Annotated in this window: 13 protein-coding genes; 9 read left to right on the top strand and 4 right to left on the bottom strand. The window is 67.7% G+C overall.

Annotation, left to right across the window (positions count from 1 at the left end):
* The first annotated feature begins 93 nt into the window (after positions 1–93).
* From M8A51_RS00240 to M8A51_RS00230, 3 genes are all read left to right on the top strand, one after another.
* Positions 94–660 (top strand): hemerythrin domain-containing protein, encoded by a 567-nt coding sequence (locus M8A51_RS00240; RefSeq protein ID WP_251776084.1) that lies wholly within the window; start codon positions 94–96, stop codon positions 658–660.
* Positions 661–742: 82 nt separating this feature from the next.
* Positions 743–1,072, top strand: a complete 330-nt coding sequence (locus M8A51_RS00235) for a BON domain-containing protein (RefSeq protein WP_251776083.1) — start codon at positions 743–745, stop codon at positions 1,070–1,072.
* A 4-nt stretch (positions 1,073–1,076) separates the two neighbouring features.
* On the top strand, positions 1,077–2,480 hold the full coding sequence (locus M8A51_RS00230) for a sigma-54-dependent transcriptional regulator (RefSeq protein WP_251776082.1): 1,404 nt from the start codon (positions 1,077–1,079) through the stop codon (positions 2,478–2,480).
* Here the strand turns inward: M8A51_RS00230 and M8A51_RS00225 are convergent.
* Together M8A51_RS00225 and polA are read right to left on the bottom strand one after the other, a co-directional pair.
* Positions 2,466–3,425 carry a YihY/virulence factor BrkB family protein gene (locus tag M8A51_RS00225; RefSeq protein WP_251776081.1) on the bottom strand — a complete coding sequence of 320 codons (960 nt, stop codon included), beginning with the start codon at positions 3,423–3,425 and terminating at the stop codon, positions 2,466–2,468. The genes M8A51_RS00230 and M8A51_RS00225 overlap by 15 nt on opposite strands.
* A gap of 257 nt (positions 3,426–3,682) precedes the next feature.
* Positions 3,683–6,457: a DNA polymerase I gene (polA, locus tag M8A51_RS00220; RefSeq protein ID WP_251776080.1), complete on the bottom strand. Its 2,775-nt coding sequence runs from the start codon at positions 6,455–6,457 to the stop codon at positions 3,683–3,685.
* Between the two features lie 69 nt (positions 6,458–6,526).
* Between polA and M8A51_RS00215 the strand changes: the two genes are divergently transcribed.
* From M8A51_RS00215 to M8A51_RS00200, 4 genes are all read left to right on the top strand, one after another.
* Positions 6,527–6,829 (top strand): DUF2782 domain-containing protein, encoded by a 303-nt coding sequence (locus M8A51_RS00215; protein WP_251776079.1) that lies wholly within the window; start codon positions 6,527–6,529, stop codon positions 6,827–6,829.
* A 46-nt stretch (positions 6,830–6,875) separates the two neighbouring features.
* A complete protein-coding gene (locus tag M8A51_RS00210) occupies positions 6,876–7,835 on the top strand; it encodes a homoserine kinase (protein WP_251776078.1) in 960 nt (319 codons plus the stop codon).
* 66 nt (positions 7,836–7,901) lie between these two features.
* Positions 7,902–8,693, top strand: coding sequence for a BPSS1780 family membrane protein (locus tag M8A51_RS00205; RefSeq protein ID WP_251776077.1), 792 nt, complete (start codon positions 7,902–7,904; stop codon positions 8,691–8,693).
* Between the two features lie 43 nt (positions 8,694–8,736).
* Complete coding sequence (locus M8A51_RS00200; RefSeq protein ID WP_251776076.1) at positions 8,737–9,492, top strand: FecR family protein; 756 nt, start codon at positions 8,737–8,739, stop codon at positions 9,490–9,492.
* 121 nt (positions 9,493–9,613) lie between these two features.
* Here the strand turns inward: M8A51_RS00200 and M8A51_RS00195 are convergent, their stop codons facing one another.
* Complete coding sequence (locus M8A51_RS00195; protein ID WP_251776075.1) at positions 9,614–11,455, bottom strand: PhoX family protein; 1,842 nt, start codon at positions 11,453–11,455, stop codon at positions 9,614–9,616.
* Between the two features lie 150 nt (positions 11,456–11,605).
* On the opposite strand from M8A51_RS00195, the gene M8A51_RS00190 reads away from it, so the two are divergent.
* A complete protein-coding gene (locus M8A51_RS00190) occupies positions 11,606–11,824 on the top strand; it encodes a hypothetical protein (RefSeq protein WP_251776074.1) in 219 nt (72 codons plus the stop codon).
* Between the two features lie 12 nt (positions 11,825–11,836).
* Here the strand turns inward: M8A51_RS00190 and M8A51_RS00185 are convergent, their stop codons facing one another.
* Entirely contained in the window at positions 11,837–12,691 is an 855-nt protein-coding gene (locus M8A51_RS00185; RefSeq protein WP_251776073.1) for an IclR family transcriptional regulator, read from the bottom strand.
* An 849-nt stretch (positions 12,692–13,540) separates the two neighbouring features.
* Here M8A51_RS00185 and M8A51_RS00180 point away from each other — a divergent pair.
* Positions 13,541–15,070, top strand: coding sequence for a 3-hydroxyacyl-CoA dehydrogenase (locus M8A51_RS00180; RefSeq protein WP_251776072.1), 1,530 nt, complete (start codon positions 13,541–13,543; stop codon positions 15,068–15,070).
* Positions 15,071–15,074 lie beyond the last annotated feature (4 nt).

The following is a 15,074-nucleotide window of genomic DNA, read 5'->3' as shown; positions in this document are numbered from 1 at the left end:
TGCCGTGCCCCGGCGGCACCACCCTGGAACAGCGGTTGCTGTGGTGTTGCACCGCGTGCTTGTCACGCGCCCCCACGACATCTAGGAGCACACATGGCCCGTACCAATGCAAGCTCGCGCAGCGAGGTTTTCGAGATGCTGAAGGAAGACCACAAACGCGCGAAGAAATCCTTCCGCGACTTCTCGAAGCTGGAGCAGGAAGGCGACGAGCAGGCCTGCCAGCAACTGGCAGTACAGACCTGCAAGGAGCTGCAGCTGCACATGCGGCTGGAAGAAGAAGTCTTCTACCCTGCGGCACGCAGCGGCCTCGAAGAGGAAGACCTGATCGAGGAAGCCGAGGTCGAGCACGGCAGCGCCAAGACGCTGATCGAGCAGCTTCAGACCCTGTCGCCCGACGATCCGAAGTTCGCCGCCACCTTCACGGTGCTGGGCGAGTACATCAAGCATCACGTGAAGGAAGAGGAAGGCGAGATGTTCGAACAGCTCGGCCGCTCGAAGATCGACTGGGACGGCGTGCTCGAGGAGATGCTGGCACGCCGCATGGAACTCGAGTCGGAGCTGGGTCTCGCCTCCGAAGAGGCGGACGAGCAAGCCGCGCAGGCGGTGCCGCCGGAAGCGCGCGGCGCGGCAGCGCCCGCCCAGGCCAAGCCCGCTCGTTGACGCGTGGCGGGCACGTCCATTGCGTCATCCGTCGGCCGGCGGCGCTGCGCCGTGCGGCCGACCCCAACGACTAGGAGTGAACATGAACAGCAAGCAGCGCATTCTCGCCATCCTGATCACCGCCATCGGCGCCGTGGCCGTCACGACGGGCTGCGCCGTGACCAGCGGACAGAGCAGCGTCGGCGAATATGTCGACGACAAGACCATCAGCACGCGCGTCAAGTCGCGCCTGGCGCAAGACCCGGTGGCCAGCGCGATGCGCACGCAGGTCGAGACGCAGGACGGCGTCGTGCAGCTGTCCGGCTTTGCCGCGAGCCAGGCAGAGAAGGCCAAGGCCGCAGAGATCGCGGGCGAGGTGCCGAATGTCAAGGGCGTGCGCAACGACATCATCGTGCGCCCGGCGAACAACTGATGCCGTGCCGCATGTCCTGATCGTCGACGACGCGCCCGACGAGCTCGCCTGGATGGCCGAAGTCGCGGCGGCCGAAGGCTGCACGGTGGCCACCGCCGAGTCGCTGCGCGCGGCCCGCGTTCAGTTGGTGCGCCAGCAGCCCGACGTGCTGCTGACGGACCTGCAGTTGCCCGACGGCAGCGGGCTGCAGCTGGTACACGACCTGGAGGCGCCGGTGCAGACCGAGGTGGTGGCGATCACCGGACATGCCTCGGTGGACAGCGTCGTGGAGGCGTTGCGCCTGGGGGCGACCGACTATCTCGTCAAGCCGCTCGACGTCGAGCGCCTGCGTTCGATCCTGCAGCGCCAGCCGCAGGAAGCCGACCTGCGCCACGAAATCGGCGAGTTGCGCGGCGAGCTGCGCAAGGCCGGCCGCTTCGGGCTGCTGCTGGGCGGTTCGCCCGCGATGCAGTCGCTGTACGACAAGCTGGCCCGCGTCGCGCCGACGTCGGCCACGGTGCTGCTGATCGGCGAAAGCGGCACCGGCAAGGAGCTGGCGGCGCAGACGATCCATGACCTCAGCCGACGCCGCCGCTCGCCCTTTCTTGCCGTGAACTGTGGCGCCATCTCGCCCCAGTTGATCGAAAGCGAACTGTTCGGCCACGAGAAGGGCAGCTTCACCGGCGCCGACCGCCAGCACATCGGCTTCTTCGAGCGTGCCAACGGCGGCACCTTGCTGCTGGACGAGGTGACCGAGATGCCGATGGAGCTGCAGGTCAAGCTGTTGCGAGTGCTCGAGACAGGCGCCTTCGCGCGTGTGGGCACGACACAGGCCATCTCGACCGACGTGCGCATGATCGGCGCCACCAATCGCAACCCCGAGAAGGCGGTGGCCGACGGCCGCCTGCGCGACGATCTCTATCACCGGCTCAATGTGTTCCCGGTGCACCTGCCGCCCTTGCGCGAACGCGGCAACGACATCGAAATGCTTGCGCGGCACTTCCTGGCCGAACTCAACCGCCAGGAGGGCACGCACAAGACCTTCTCGCCCGAGGCCATCGCGAGGCTCTACGAGCGCAGCTGGAGCGGCAACGTGCGCGAACTGAGGAATTACGTGCAGCGCGCCTACATCCTGGCCGACGACGTCGTCGAGGGTCTCGAGACGCCCGAATCCGACTCCGTCGACGAGAGCCGATCGGACGTGATCAGCATCCGTATCGGCACACCGCTCGACGAAGTGGAGCGCCGCGTGACGATGGCGACGCTGGAGCGCTGCGGCAACGTCAAGCGCCGCACTGCCGAGGTGCTCGGCATCAGCCTGAAGACGCTGTACAACCGGCTCGAGGTCTATGCCATGAAGGACAAGGCACGCGCAGCGCCGCCGAAAGGCGGGCCCTCCAACGGCCGCGACAATTCAACGCACGCTTGAACGGCGACCCGAAGTGCCCGCCGCGACAGGGTCGCGCGATGGCGTGCCGTCCTCGTTGAGCCGAGGACGCAGCTGTGCGCCGTCGACGGTCCAGGCCAGCGCCGCGCCCAACAGCAGGATCTGCGAAGAGTAGTAAACCCACAGCATCACGACCACGAAGGAGCCCGCGGCGCCGTAGCTCGATGCCACACCGGCACGGCCGAGGTACAGCCCGATCAGGTGCTTGCCGACCGCGAACAGCACCGCGCTCGCCGCCGCGCCGACGAACACCGCATGCCAGCCCGGCGGCGACTCCGGCAGCCAGCGCAGCAACGCCGCGAAGCCGAAAGTCAGCACCAGCGACGAAACAACGATGTCCATCGCCGCAATGGCCGGCGCCAGTGGCGGATAGCGCCCCGACAGATAGGCCCCCACGGCGGCCAATGCCGCACTGGCCAGCAGCGAGACGATCGCCAGGAAGCCGAAGCCGAGCACCAGCGCGAAGGCCACCAGCCGAGCCCGCACGAAGGCCCCGACGCCCGAAGGCATCTCGGGCAACCGGCCCAACCGGTTCAGCGCGTTGCGCAGAGCCACGAACACGCCGCTGGCACCGAGCAGCAGCGCCGCCATGCCCAGCATGCCGGCCAGACCGCTGCCTTCGCTGCGCCAGGAAGACTCGATCATCACCTCGATGCTGCGCGCCGCATTGACACCGACCAGCCCCTGGATCTCGCCGACGATCTGCCCCCGAGCCGCCTCCGGCCCGAAGAAGGCTCCCGCCAGCGTGATCGCCACCACCAGCAGCGGCGCCAACGCGAACATCGCATAGAACGCGATCGAAGCCCCCAGCTGCGGCCCCAGTTCATCCAGCCACATCTGCACCGCTCTCGCGCCCAGCGACAGCGGTCGTTGCAGCCGCTGCGGCACATGGCTCCACACCCGCTGCCGCCATGCAGAAAGTTCCATACCGAGACATGTGCAGGCCACGTGCCCGCCGGCCGCGGGCCACCCGCCCACACGCTTCGGATCCGCTTGTCCGTCGCGCCGGTGTCGCCCCTAGAGAGGCACGCGAAGCGCCCTGGGGCGCCTGAATGCGCTCCTCATGAACATTCGCGAGCGGCGCGCCCGCGCACCACCATTTCGAGTGACACCGCGGAGCCGGCTCAGCCGGTCCGCCGGTGTCGCCCCTTGAGGGGCCGGCGCAGCCGGTCGGGGTGGCCCATCTAATGCGCCTTGTCCCAGTTCGGCCCCACGCCCACCTCGGCCACCAGTGGCACCTTCAGCTCGGCAACCCCGGCCATGATGCGCGGCACCTCGGTGCGCACCCAGTCGAGTTCGGCTTCCGGCACCTCGAACACCAGTTCGTCGTGCACCTGCATCACCATCCTGGTCTGCTTGCCCGCGGCGTCCAGCTCGCGCTGCACCGCGATCATCGACAGCTTGATCAGGTCGGCGGCCGTGCCCTGCATCGGCGCATTGATCGCCGCGCGCTCGGCGCCGCCGCGGCGCGGGCCGTTCGGGCTGTTGATCTCCGGCAGCCACAGCCGGCGGCCGAACACCGTCTCGACATATCCCTTGTCCTTGGCCGAGGCGCGCGTCTCGTCCATGTAGCGCTTCACGTCCGGGTAGCGCTGGAAGTAGCGGTCGATGTAGTCGCGCGCCGCCTTCTGCTCGATGCCGAGGTTGCTCGCCAGGCCGAACGCGCTCATGCCGTAGATCAAGCCGAAGTTGATGACCTTGGCGTAGCGGCGCTGCTCGCTCGTCACCTGCTCGGGCGCGAGGCTGAAGATCTCGGCCGCGGTGGCGCGGTGCACGTCCATGCCTTCGGTGAAGGCGCGCATGAGCGTCGCGTCGCCCGAGATGTGCGCCATGATGCGCAGCTCGATCTGCGAGTAGTCGGCCGAGACGATCGCATGCCCGGGCGGCGCGATGAAGGCCTCGCGGATGCGCCGGCCCTCGGGCGTGCGGATCGGGATGTTCTGCAGGTTCGGGTCGTTGCTCGACAGCCGGCCCGTCACCGCCACCGCCTGCGCGTAGGTGGTGTGCACGCGGCCGGTGGACGGGTTGATCATCAGCGGCAGCTTGTCGGTGTACGTGCCCTTGAGCTTGCACAGGCCGCGGTGCTCGAGGATCTTGGCCGGCAGCGGGTAGTCCTCGGCCAGCTTCTCCAGCACCTCTTCGTCGGTCGACGGCGCGCCGCTCGCCGTCTTCTTGACCACCGGCAGCTGCAGCTTGCCGAACAGGATCTCGCCGATCTGCTTGGGGCTGCCCAGGTTGAACGGCTGCCCGGCCAGTTCGTGCGCCTCGCCCTCCAGTGTCATGATGCGCTGCGCCAGCTCGTGGCTCTGCCGCGCCAGCAGGCCGGCGTCGATCAGCACGCCGTTGCGCTCGATGCGCAGCAGCAGCGCCGATGTCGGCATCTCGATGTGCTCGTACACGTACTTCAGGCCCCGCTCGGTTTCCAGGTGCGGCCACAGCGTCTGGTGCACGTGCAAGGCCATCTCGCTGTCCTCGCAGGAATAGTCGGACGCACGCGCGACCTCGACCTGTGCGAACGGGATCTGGCTGGCGCCCTTGCCGCAGACGTCCTCGTACGACAGCCCCTTGCGGTCGAGATGCCGTTGCGCAAGGCTGTCCAGGCTGTGCGGCTTGTGCGCCTCCAGCACATAGCTTTCGAGCATGGTGTCGTGCACATAACCGCGCACCGCAATGCCGTGGTTCGCAAACACATGCAGGTCGTATTTGACGTGCTGGCCCAGCTTGGGCCGCGTCTCGTCCTCCAGCCACGGCTTCAGCCGTGCGAGCACTTCGTCGAACGGCAGTTGATCGGGTGCATCGGCATAGCTGTGGCGCAGCGGCACATAGGCGGCCTCGCCGGGGCGCACGGCGAACGAGATGCCGACGATCTGTGCGCGCATGCCGTCGAGCGAGTCGGTTTCGGTATCGAGCGCGACGAGCGGTGCCGCCTGCAGCTTCGCGATCCATGCGTCGAGCGCCTCGAAGCTCAGCACCGTCTCGTAGGCGCGCTCGCCGACCGGCTGCGGCGCCGGAGCACTGACTCCGAACAGGTCGGCGGTCTGCCCCTGCGCGGGTGGCGTCTGAGGCGCAGGCGCTGCCGTGACCCCCAGGCTCTCCTCCAGCTCGCGCTTCCAGGTCTTGAACCCGAAGCGGGCGTAGAAGTCGAGCAGGCCGTGGCGGTCGACCTCCTTGAACTGCAGTGCATCGAGCCCTGGCCAGCCGAGCACGTGGCCGGCGAGGTCACAGTCGGTCACCACGGTGACGAGGCGCTTGCCCTGCGGCAGCCAGTCCAGCGCGCGGCGCAGGTTCTCGCCGGCGACGCCCTTGATCTTGTCGGCCGCGGCGATCACGCCATCGAGCGAACCATGTTCGCTGATCCACTTGGCAGCCGTCTTCGGCCCGACCTTGTCGACGCCGGGGATGTTGTCGACGGCGTCGCCGACCAGCGTCAGGTAGTCGACGATGCGATCAGGCGGCACGCCGAACTTGGCCAGCACGCCGGGCGTGTCCAGCGTCTCGTTGCTCATCGTGTTGATCAGCGTGACCGAATCGTTGACCAGTTGCGCCAGGTCCTTGTCGCCGGTCGACACCACCACCTTGTGCCCGCTTTGCCGTCCGACGCAGCTCAGCGTGCCGATGACGTCGTCGGCCTCGATGCCGGGCACCTCCAGCACCGGCCACCCGAGCAGCTTGACGACCTCGTGGATCGGGCCGATCTGCTCGGCCAGGGGCTCGGGCATCGGCGGACGATGCGCCTTGTACCCGGCGTACCACTCGTTGCGAAAGGTGTCCCCCTTGGCGTCGAAGATGCAGGCGGCATGGTCGGCCGGGAATTGCTCGCGCAGCTTGCGCAGCATCGCGACCATGCCGTGGATCGCCCCGGTCGGCACGCCGCCCGGGCCGCGCAGGTCAGGCAACGCATGGAAGGCGCGGTAGAGGTAGCTGGAACCGTCGACCAGCAGCAGGATTTTGTCGCTCATGGCGCATGATTTTGCTGCATGGGCGCCAGGGACATCGGGCGTGCGCCCGCGCGGCCTAAAATCGCCGCCATGAAGCGCTTCCCTTGCCTGGCCGCCACCGCCACCCTGCTCACCCTGTGCACCGCCGCGGCCCGCGCGCAGGAGGTCACGTCCTCCGTCCCGGAACCCGCCGTGCAGCACACCGTGATCGAGGACGACCGCGCGCGCATCGAGGAATTGCGCGTGCGCGGGCAGAACCAGCGCATCACCGTGCAACCCAAGAAGGGCGGCAAGGCGTACGAAGTGCTGCCCGCCGACGGCAGCCGGGACCTGTCGTCCGAGTCCACGCGCGGCGCCGCCGGTCAGCGCGTGTGGCACCTGTTCTCGTTCTGAACTGCCCCCTCCTCGACTTCCCTGCCGCCAAGCCGGCGCTCAGCCCATGGCCGTTTTCACGCCCGTACCGTTAGCCGACGCCTCCGCGCTCGTCGCCCGCCTGGACCTCGGCACCCTGACCGAGCTGCGAGGCATTACCTCGGGTATCGAGAACACCAACTACTTCCTGACCACCGACCGTGGCGACTACGTGCTGACGCTGTTCGAGCGCCTGACCTTCGAGCAGTTGCCCTTCTACCTGCACCTGATGAAACACCTCGCCCAGCGCGGCATCCCGGTGCCCGACCCCAAGGGCGACGCCGGCGGTGAGATCCTGCACCGCCTGCAGGGCAAGCCGACGGCAGTGGTCGACAGGCTGCGCGGCAGCCACCAGCTGGCGCCGAGCGCGCGTCACTGCGAGCAGGTCGGCGCCATGCTGGCCCGCATGCACCTGGCCGGACGGGACTACCCGCGCCACCAGCCCAACCTGCGCGGCCTGGCCTGGTGGGCCGAGACCGTGCCCGTGGTGCTGCCCTATCTGGAGCCCGCACAACGCGAGCTGCTCGAAAGCGAGCTGGCCTTCCAGCAGGCACTGGCCGCCGCACCGGCCTTTGCGGCGCTGCCGCGCGGGCCCGTCCATGCCGACCTGTTCCGCGACAACGTGATGTTCGAGGGCGAGACGCTGACCGGCTTCTTCGACTTCTACTTCGCCGGCGTCGACACCTGGCTGTTCGACATCTCGGTGTGCCTGAACGACTGGTGCGTCGACCTCGACACCGGCCGGCTCGACGAACAGCGGGCGGTGGCCTTCCTCAGTGCCTACGACCGCGAGCGCGAAATCACACACGACGAATCGCGCCTGCTGCCGGCGCTGATGCGCGCCGGTGCGCTGCGCTTCTGGATCTCGCGCCTGTGGGACTTCCACCTGCCGCGCGAGGCCCACATGCTGCAAGCCCACGACCCGACGCATTTCGAGCGCATTCTGCGAGAGCGGCTGGCCAACCCCTGGCACTACGTGCGCGCCTGAGGCCCGGGCGACGCTCTATCATCGCCCGGTGTCCCGACCGCCCCTTCCTTCTCCAAGTCCAACCCGATGAAACTTCGTCTGGTGCCGGCCCGCCAGGGTGCGCTCTGGGTGCGACAGGCCTTCCGCGTGTTCTTTCGCCAGCCGCTGGCCTTTTCAGCGCTGTTTTTCCTGTTCGTGTTCGGCGCCTTCATGCTGCTGGTCGTGCCCTTCGTCGGCGCCCTGGCCATGCTGACGCTGCTGCCCATCGTGACGCTCGGCTTCATGATCGCGACGCAGCAGTCCGGGCACGGACGATTCCCGCTGCCCGGCGTCTTCCTGCAGCCTTTTCGCGGCGAACGCTCGCGCGTGCGCGCGCTGCTCCAGCTCGGCATCGCGTATGCGGTGGCTTCGCTCGCGATGATGCTGCTGGCCGACCTGCTCGACGGCGGCAAGTTCGCCCAGCTGCAAGAGGGCTGGATGCGTGGCGGCGAATCGGGCGAGCCGATCGACGACGCCGGAGCGCAGAGCAGCGTGCTGTTGCGCCTGGTGCTTGCGGTGCCGCTCAGCCTCGCGTTCTGGCACGCGCCGGCGCTGGTGCACTGGTGCGGCGTCAGCGCCGGCAAGTCCGTCTTCTTCAGCATCGTGGCCTGCTGGCGCAATCGCGGCGCCTTCGTCGTCTACGCGCTGACCTGGGCCGGTGTGATCGCCTTGTTCGGCGTCATGTCCACGCTGGTCTTCTCGCTGGTGTCGACCCCCCAACTCGCTTCGCTGGCAGCACTGCCGGCTGCGCTGATGTTCTCCACGGTCTTCTACGTGTCGCTGTATTTCACGTTCGCCGATTGTTTCGAACTGGAGCCTGCCGACACTACCGATGGCTGACGCCGCCGGCAGTGTTAAAAGAAAAGCCCGCGACGGAGGGCCGATGGGAACGAGACACCAGCTCGAAGGGCTGCACGACCAAGACGTGCTGTGGATGCGGCGTCGCGAAACGCTGCAAGGCGTCGCCGCGTTGCTGGCCACAGGCACGGCCGGTGCAGCCTGGGCGCGCGGCAATATCGTCACGCTGAACGGCGACGCGCGGCTGAATGGCGCGCGGCTGTCGCTGAACGACACCATCCAGACCGGTGACATCGTCGAAACGGGCCCGGGCTCGATGCTGGTGTTCACGGTGGGCAGCTCGGCCTTTCACCTGCGCCAGAACACGCGCATGTCGCTGCAACGCGGCCGCACGCTGAACCTGGTGTCGGCATTGCGGCTGCTGACCGGGGCGCTGGTCTCGGTGTGGGGCCGTGGCGAAAGGCGGCAGATCGCAACCCCGACACTGACGATCGGCATCCGCGGCACCGGGGTGTACACCGAGGCGCGACCGGACGGCCGCACCTACTTCTGCAACTGCTACGGCACTGTCGACCTGAGTGCGGCGAACACGCGCCTCACGTCGCAGGCCGATTACCACCAGTCGTTTTGGGCCGAACCCGACCTGCCGGCCGACCGTCGCCTGCGCCCCGCTCAGGCGATCAACCACACCGACGAGGAACTGGAGTTTCTCGCCGCCCTCGTCCAGCAGCGCACCCGCTGGAGCGAGCTGGGGTACAAGGGCGTCAAGGACGGCAAGGGCTACATGGAGGAACGTCCGCCCGCGGCGCATCCCGCAGCGCCGCTGCAACCTGCTCGTTGAGAAGCCGCCGTCCGGCAGCACAAAAACGGGCGATCGACGGATGCCGATCGCCCGCAAGGTGTGCAGCACACCGGGTGCGGGCTCGTGCCCGCGTTTTCGCTTCTGCGGAGGCTGCGCCGGCTCAGGCGCCGATGGGCTTGCCGTCCTCGTGCCGGACGACGATGGTCGAAGAGCGCGCCGGCAGTGCGGCGTTGTTGCCTGGCTGGTTGGACGGCCAGGTCCCGGTCGGGTGCTGGATGTTGACGAAGAAGGTCTTCAGGTCCGGCGTGTAGGCCAGGCCGGTGATTTCGCAACCGGTCGGGCCCACCAGGAAGCGGCGCGAGGCGCGCGTTTCCTGGTCGATGTAGTACATCGAGTTGTTGCCGAAGGTATTGGTGACCGTGTCGCTGGTGCTGGCGTCGGTCTGCACCCACAGGCGGCCCTCGGGGTCGACCAGGATGCCGTCCGGGCTGGAGAACGTGTCGCCGTTGATGTCGCCCTTGAGGTGCTCGTCGGCCAGACGCGGGTCGCCGGCCAGCAGGAAGATCTCCCAGTTGAAGCTCGTGGCCAGCGGCGAATTGCCTTGCTCGGTCCACGTGATGATGTGGCCATGGCGGTTGGTCACGCGCGGGTTGGCTTCGTCAGTCACCTGACGGCCGCCGTTGTTCGTCAGCGTGACGTAGATCTTCTTGTCGGGGGCGACGGTGATCCACTCCGGCCGGTCCATCAACGTGCCGCCTGCGACACGCGCCGCTGCCTTGGTGTTGATCAGCACATCGGCCTGGGTGTTGAAGTCGATCGTCACCGGCGTCTGCGCGCCCTGCGTCACGTTGCCCGGGTCGGTCGCGCCCGCGGTCAGACCGTTTTGCCCCTGAACCAACGGGATCCATTGCCCCGTGCCGTCGGCATTGAACTTGGCCACATACAGCGTGCCCTCGTCGAGCAGGTGGGCGTTGGCCGCGCGATCACTGGCGTTGTAGCTGCCGCTCGGTACGAACTTGTAGATGCAGCCCGGCGTGCCGTCGTCGCCCATGTAGACGGCAAGGCGGTTGTCGCTGCCCATCATGTAGGCGGTGTTTTCGTGATCGAAGCGGCCCAGCGCAGTGCGCTTGACCGGCATGCCGGTGAGTTCATTGCGCGGGTCGATCTCCACGACCCAGCCATAGCCCTCTTCGGGCTGCGTCGGATCGAGGTAGTTGTCGGTGGACTCCTCGCAAGTCAGGTAGGTGCCCCAGGGCGTATGGCCGCTCGCGCAGTTGTTCAGCATGCCGACCACCGTGTCACCCAGCACAGCCGCCGCCGGGCCGCCGACGTTGTAGACGGTATTGCCGGTGTAGCGCTTGTTGTGGGCGGAGTCGGCAACGACGCTCCAGTTGCCGTCGTCGTCCTTCTGCACTTCGATCACCGAGATGCCGACCGCCGACAGGGCGATCTTCTTTTGCTCGTCGGTCGCGGTGGCGGCGTCGTAGCTGCCGCTGGCAAACAGCACCCGGTAGTCGGGGAATTCATGGTTGATCGCCAGCAGGCCGCGCTTGTTCGGGTCCTGGCCCGGCAGTTCGAAGTAGTGCATGCCGTCGTGGTTGCCGCCGGCGAACTTCTCGGTGTCCGCGGAGCCGAGGAAGGTGCCGGTGAAGGCGGTGGCACCGGCCACCACCGCATCACCCGCCGAGAACAGCACGTCGACCGTGTAGCCCTCGGGCACCCACACCTGGTCGCCGACGTTGGCCGGCACCTGCTGGAAAGCCACGTCGTAGCTGACTTCGTTGTCGTCCGAATCGCTGCCACCGCCGCCGCATGCGCTCAGCATGCCGCCACCGAAGATGGCCGCGATCGAGGCGCCAAGGCCACCGCGCAGCAGCGTGCGGCGCTTGACCTGCGCATGGCTCAACACGTCCTCGAACATCTGGCCGGGAACGGAAACCGCATCAGTCGAGCCCTTGGCCGCGGCGGCCATTTCACGCGCACGGTCGGTGAGATGAGACATGGAAATACTCCTGGTTGTCGTGGGAACAGCGCGGTGGATGCTAGGCACGCCGTGTGAACCTTCCGTGTCAGCGCGGTGACGGCCGTGCGACAGCACCGCATGTCGCCGCACGCAGCTGATAATCCCCCGTCCCCTCACCTGGCCGATGACATGACCGTCCCCACCCGTTCGACACGCCTTGTCTGCGCACTGGCACTCGCCGCCTGCCTCGGGGGTTGTGCGGTGGTCTCGGTGGCGGGCGCCGCGGTGGGCGCCGCGGTCAGCGTCGGCGGCGCGGTGGTCAGTACCGGGGTGAAGGTGACCGGCGCGGTGATCGGCGCCGGCGTGGATGCCGTCTCGGACGGCGACGACAGGGACGAGGACGACTGAGGCCGTTGCGGCTCAGTGTTGACCGGCAGAGCGCTCCAGCCGTGCGCCGAGCGCCACCAGCCGCGGCCGCACCTCGTCGAGCAGGTACTGCGGGCTCAGGTGAAACGCCGGGCCGCCGCAATTGATCGCCATCAGCGTGCGCCCGCCCTCCGGCCGGAAGGCGATCGCGATCGCATTGACGTCCTTCTGCCATTCGCCGAACGAACAGCACACGCCCAGTTCGCGGTATTGCTGCATCGCCGTCTCGATGCCGTGGCGTATGCGCGGCCACGCCAGTTCGTCGAGTTCGCGGATGCGGTCCATCAGGTCGTGGCGCTCGGTCTCCGAACAGGCCGCGAGATAGGCCCGCCCCATCGCCGTGGTCGCCAGCGGGATGCGTGAGCCGACGTCCAGGCTCAGTGTCAGCGCCGATTGGCTGCGGCAGTTCTCGACGTAGATCATGCTGAGCCGGTCGCGCGTGCCGAGCGAAACCATGGCTTGCGAATAGTCCGCCAGGTCCTGCATCAGCGGCCGAGCGACCTGGCGCACGTCCATGCGCGCCAGCATCGTGCTGCCGAGCGACAGCGTCGCGCTGCCGAGCCGGTAGCGGCCGGTCTCTTCGACGAAATCCAGGAAACCCAGCTTGGTCAGCGTGTAGGTCAGGCGCGAGATCGTCGATTTCGGCAGGTTGCAGCGACGCGCCAATTCCTGGTTGCTGAGCATCTTGTCGCTGGACCGGAAGCAGCGAAGCACCTCGAGGCCGCGCGCGAGGGCGGTCACGAAATGGCGGTCTTCCTTGATCTTCGGCGTGGGACCCGGCTGCGCGGCGGCCTCCTCGATCAAGGGATCGTCTTGTTCGGCTGTCGTGTCGTTTTGGTGGTCGCTCATCGGGGGCTCGTCTTGCGCGCGGACTGCATGGTGGCACGGCGGAGGTTTGTGCGTCAATTGGAATTGATGTTTGCAGTGCGGAATTTCGACGAGCCTATGTTGGGTTGCTGGGTGCTGGGTGCTGGGTGCTGGGTGCTGGGTTGGTGGGTTGGTGGGTTGGTGGGTTGGTGGGTTGGTGGGTTGGTGGGTTGGTGACTGTGGCGCTGTGCTCCATTGCGCGGCCGCGCCGGGAGTCCGCCCCGGCGGGCGGGTAACTTTCATTTGGCTGGCCCAAATGAAAGTCACCAAAGCAAAGGGCCTTAAGAAGAACACCATGCACTCTGACCGTTGAGCCTCTTGAAGACGGTCCGGCGGGCGGCCTGTGAATGCCGTGCTGGCTAGAGAAGCCGCACACCTGTTGTTTCGGTCCGAAGCGGACCGAAGACCGGTCTGCGTGCTCAGGTGACCTGAGCGTCCGCTTTCAGCATTGCGGGCTCGCTACGCATCGCATGGCTGTTCCTGATTTTCTCCAGGGTCTCGCGCAGCGGACCCGTAGTGTTGGACGAGCAGGTGGTTCTAGCCCATTCGGCAGGGATCGACCGCCCGCTGGGCCGACGGGAAAAAGCACAACGGTCAGAGTGCATGGTGTTCTTCTTCAGGCTCTCTTCTTTGGTGACTTTCTTCTGAGCCAGCAGAAGAAAGTTACCCGCCCGCCGGGGCGGACTCCCGGCGCGGCAGCGCAATGGGCGACACCGCACCAAGAAGCGCCCCAAGCGGCCCCGGGGCAAGCTCCACGGCCTCCACATTGACGCTCCCCCCATTCTCAAGCAAGATCCCCCACCCCCTTATTAAACAGAACATAGTTCCACAATGCAGACCATCAACGCCGCGAGCGACCCCCTCTACCTGGCCATCGTCGGTGCCGGCACCATGGGCCGCGGCATCGCGCAGATCGCTGCCCAGGCCGGAGTGCAAGTGAGGCTGTTCGACGCAAAAGCTGGCGCCGCCGCGCAAGGCGTCAAGGACCTGGCCGACACCTTCGAGCGGCTGGCACAAAAGGGCAAGCTCGACCCGCAGGCTGCCGCGGCAGCCACCGCCCGCCTGCAACCCGTGGAAGCCCTCACCGACCTGGCGCCCTGCAACGTCGTCGTCGAAGCCGTGGTCGAAGACCTGGCCGTCAAGCGCCGCCTGTTCGCGGAACTCGAAGAGACCGTGCGACCCGACTGCGTGCTGGCCACCAACACCTCGTCGCTGTCCGTCACCGCGATCGCCGCCGGTTTGAAGCACCCGCAGCGCGTGGCCGGCTTCCACTTCTTCAACCCGGTGCCGTTGATGAAGATCGTCGAGGTCGTCGACGGCCTGCTGACCGAACCGAGCGTTGGCGACTTCCTGCTGCAGCTGGGCCGGCGCTTCGGCCACACCGCCGTGCGTGCAAAGGACACGCCGGGCTTCATCGTCAACCACGCCGGCCGCGGCTACGGCACCGAAGCGCTGCGCCTGCTGGCCGAAGGCGTCGCCGAGTTCCACCAGCTCGACCGCATCCTGCGCGATACCGCCGGCTTCAAGCTGGGCCCGTTCGAGCTGATGGACCTGACGGCGCTCGACGTCTCGCACCCGGTGATGGAGTCGATCTACCACCAGTACTACGAGGAGCCTCGCTTCCGGCCGCAGCCGCTGACCCGCCAGATGCTGGCGGCCGGGCTGGTCGGCCGCAAGGCCGGGCGTGGCTTCTATCGCTATGCCGACGGGCAGGCGGAGCGCTTCGATGAAGCGCCCGCTTCCCCGGCCCGCCCGCCGCGAGTGTGGGTCAGCCGCCGCCACGAGCCCGGCCACCGCTGCGTGGTGGCGCTGGTACGTGCCCTGGGCGGCACACTGGACGAAGGTGCGCGCCCGGCGGCCGACAGCCTGTGCATCGTCACACCGCTGGGCCACGACGCCACCACCTGTGCCGCCGCCGAAGGTCTGGACGCCCGCCGCACGGTCGCGCTCGACACCCTGTTCGAGACGGGGCGCCGCCGCGTCGTGATGGGGACCCCGCTCACCAGCGCCGAAACGCGCGAACAGGCGCGCGGGCTCTTCGGCGCTGACGGCGTGCCGGTCTCGGTGATTCGCGACAGCGCGGGGCTGGTCGCGCCGCGCGTGGTCGCTACCATCGTCAACATCGCCTGCGAAATCGCACAGCAGCGCATCGCCGCGCCGGCCGACATCGACCGGGCCGTGACCTTGGGTCTGGGTTACCCGCGGGGCCCGCTCGCGTGGGGCGACCAGCTCGGCGCGCCCACGGTGCTGACAGTGCTGGAACAACTGCACGGCACCACCGGGGACCCGCGCTACCGCGCCAGCCCCTGGCTCAAGCGCCGTGCACAGCTCGGCGTCTCGCTGCTGACCGACGAGGAATGACCCG

The sequence above is a fragment of the Caldimonas mangrovi genome (assembly GCF_023721835.1).
Lineage (GTDB): Bacteria > Pseudomonadota > Gammaproteobacteria > Burkholderiales > Burkholderiaceae_C > Caldimonas > Caldimonas mangrovi.
This window is presented reverse-complemented; position numbering and strand designations above follow the sequence as displayed.

Bases quoted from the DNA above. Each gene is read 5' to 3' on its own strand.
- M8A51_RS00240 (WP_251776084.1), top strand. From the start codon at position 94: ATGGCCCGTACCAATGCAAGCTCGCGCAGCGAGGTTTTCGAGATGCTG.
- M8A51_RS00235 (WP_251776083.1), top strand. From the start codon at position 743: ATGAACAGCAAGCAGCGCATTCTCGCCATCCTGATCACCGCCATCGGC.
- M8A51_RS00225 (WP_251776081.1), bottom strand. From the start codon at position 3,425: ATGGAACTTTCTGCATGGCGGCAGCGGGTGTGGAGCCATGTGCCGCAG.
- polA (WP_251776080.1), bottom strand. From the start codon at position 6,457: ATGAGCGACAAAATCCTGCTGCTGGTCGACGGTTCCAGCTACCTCTAC.
- M8A51_RS00215 (WP_251776079.1), top strand. From the start codon at position 6,527: ATGAAGCGCTTCCCTTGCCTGGCCGCCACCGCCACCCTGCTCACCCTG.
- M8A51_RS00210 (WP_251776078.1), top strand. From the start codon at position 6,876: ATGGCCGTTTTCACGCCCGTACCGTTAGCCGACGCCTCCGCGCTCGTC.
- M8A51_RS00205 (WP_251776077.1), top strand. From the start codon at position 7,902: ATGAAACTTCGTCTGGTGCCGGCCCGCCAGGGTGCGCTCTGGGTGCGA.
- M8A51_RS00200 (WP_251776076.1), top strand. From the start codon at position 8,737: ATGGGAACGAGACACCAGCTCGAAGGGCTGCACGACCAAGACGTGCTG.
- M8A51_RS00195 (WP_251776075.1), bottom strand. From the start codon at position 11,455: ATGTCTCATCTCACCGACCGTGCGCGTGAAATGGCCGCCGCGGCCAAG.
- M8A51_RS00190 (WP_251776074.1), top strand. From the start codon at position 11,606: ATGACCGTCCCCACCCGTTCGACACGCCTTGTCTGCGCACTGGCACTC.
- M8A51_RS00185 (WP_251776073.1), bottom strand. From the start codon at position 12,691: ATGAGCGACCACCAAAACGACACGACAGCCGAACAAGACGATCCCTTG.
- M8A51_RS00180 (WP_251776072.1), top strand. From the start codon at position 13,541: ATGCAGACCATCAACGCCGCGAGCGACCCCCTCTACCTGGCCATCGTC.